The sequence below is a fragment of the Lamprobacter sp. genome, assembly GCF_034860625.1.
In the GTDB taxonomy this organism is placed as follows: domain Bacteria; phylum Pseudomonadota; class Gammaproteobacteria; order Chromatiales; family Chromatiaceae; genus Lamprobacter.
The window spans coordinates 1-2,157 of record NZ_JAYESN010000388.1; the positions used below are offsets into that span (position 1 = coordinate 1).

Consider the following 2,157-nt stretch of genomic DNA (forward strand, 5'->3'; position numbering starts at 1 on the left):
GCTTGGTGAACTGACCCCACTCGAACAGACCCGTGCCTATCGGGAGATTGTGGCAAAAAACCAGCCGATTTGGCAGGAAGAAGGCCGCCAGGGCGAAGCCCAACGGGTAGCCCTGCGCCTCCTGCGCTGCCGCCTCGGCACGCTGAGCAAGGCGCAACAAGCGCGCATCCAAGCGCTCTCCGTCGACCAGCTCGAAGACCTTATCGAAGCGCTGCTCGATTTCAGCGCCAGCGCCGACCTTGAGACCTGGCTCGCCGCGCAATCCATACCGCAACCGCGGGACTGAGCCACCGTGCAGCCCCGCCGGACCCTCAACCTCCGAGGATTCTGCGTCAGCTCGAGCAACGCGCGGTGGCTGATGGTTTTGGTGGAGCATTCAAAGCATGGCTCAAGCACTACAGCTAGGGAGTGACAGCGGCATTCAGATGTGGGTACTGCCGGCAGACGGCGCCCAGGCAGCCCATGGTCTTGCCGAAGCCTGGTTCAGCCTCTCCGTCGCCGGTACGCCGATCTGGGGAGACACCTCCGGAGCGCCGACCCCGCTTGCCGATGCCCAACCTTGGCCGTTGGTCGACTTCCTGCATGGGCTGGCCCGCATCTGGCCGTGGCTGATACACGAGCAAGGTTATCCGATCAATATCGTCCCGCTCCATCCGGGCTTTATGATGCAAGAGGCCGAAGCCCGCTGGCGCGATCTGGCGGTTGGCCAGGCCGAGGCGGAAGAAGATCTACTCTTCGGCTTCCGGCAACGTCATGACCTCTCATTGCTGTTTCGGGGCCTAACGATCAGGCCACTCTGGCTCCTGCGCGAAGGCTGGGACGCGCAACTCTGGTCGCCCGCGTTGGAATGTCCGCGCTCTCTTCCCCATGCCCAAGCGATGTCCGACCTCGCCGCCATCGGTGACGCTCTGGATAGATTGCTTGAAACCAGTCTGGAATCCCGCGCCCTGTCCGCGAGACAAGGCTGGTCTGAACGCGAACAGCGTGTCGCTGAACACTTCCTACCGATCACCACGGGTCTTGATCTCGGCGAACTGCGTCTTTTGGCCGGAGCCGGTGACATCGCGAATGATCAACGTCTCTATGACTGGTTTGAGGTTCAACCCGGCGCCGATAGGCATCAGCACCCCGGCGAATTGCTGATGGCTGCCCGGATGACGGGTGCGTCCGTCGGCGCCGAGCAGCAGCACGGCCTGTTGCAAGCTATCCGCGCGATACCCAGTGTTGCCACGCCAAACCTGGATGCTCTTGCGGAGCAAGCGACCCAGGTCATTCAGATGCAAGCGCCGGCCTACGAGCAGGGGTACCAGTTGGCTCAATGGCTGCGCCAGCGGCTGGGCATCTCGAGCGACCAACGGGTCTATACTGATCAGATACTCCGCCAGTGGGGCTTAATCATCAGTGAGATCGATCTTGCGGCGGGTATCGACGCCGTGGCTGTCTGGGGAGAGCGCCACGGACCTGCCGTGTTACTCAATATCAACCATCGCTCATGCGCTTCAACAGCGAATGGCCGACGGTCAACCCTGGCTCATGAGATCTGCCATCTGCTGGTCGATCGCGCGCATGCGTTGCCCGTGGCCGAGGTGTTGGGTGGCCAGGTACCGCGTGGACCTGAGCAACGCGCGAATGCCTTCGCTGCCGAGTTCCTACTACCGCGCGAGCAAGTTGAACAACGCTGTCGCGCGCAGTCGGATCTGCTCCTGGCCGCGGCTGACCTGGAAGAAACGTTTCAAGTCAGTCGGACATTGACCCTGCATCAGATCAACAACTCGGCACTGAGCCGCTTGATGTCCGCAGCCGAACTCAAGCGTTTAGATCGATGGGCGTTATGATGCTCCAAACCTTGGCCTGAGCCTGCAAGCCACTGACCGATGTCCCCTCAACCGATGCCACAGCACTGGACCCTCAACCTCAGCAACGGCCTCCAGGTCAACGTCCCGGCCGATCTCGACCACCCCGTCACTCTGACCCTGCTGGAGGTCGAAGCCTGGCCCGAACCCGAGCACGCCTTCCTGCGCCAGCTCATCCAACCCGGCATGCGCCTGTTGGATGCCGACACCGGCCTGGGGCTTGACGCGCTCGCCATGGCCCCAGGGTCTGAACGGGGCAGGGCATTTGACCGCCCTCAACACTCATCCCCTGTTCGCGCGCTCA

Annotated in this window: 3 protein-coding genes; all 3 read left to right on the plus strand. The window is 62.4% G+C overall.

Annotation, left to right across the window (positions count from 1 at the left end; genetic code table 11):
• A partial coding sequence (locus VBE63_RS27910; RefSeq protein WP_323686250.1) for a DUF4351 domain-containing protein occupies positions 1-286 on the plus strand: 286 nt, incomplete at its 5' end.
• A 97-nt stretch (positions 287-383) separates the two neighbouring features.
• The gene (locus VBE63_RS27915) at positions 384-1,835 is read left to right on the plus strand and encodes an ImmA/IrrE family metallo-endopeptidase (protein ID WP_323686251.1); all 1,452 of its coding nucleotides are present in this window, start codon (positions 384-386) and stop codon (positions 1,833-1,835) included.
• 39 nt (positions 1,836-1,874) lie between these two features.
• A partial coding sequence (locus VBE63_RS27920; protein WP_323686252.1) for a hypothetical protein occupies positions 1,875-2,157 on the plus strand: 283 nt, incomplete at its 3' end.

What these genes read in the sequence shown, in the direction of transcription:
- VBE63_RS27915 (WP_323686251.1), top strand. Translation starts at nt 384, where the DNA reads ATGGCTCAAGCACTACAGCTAGGGAGTGACAGCGGCATTCAGATGTGG.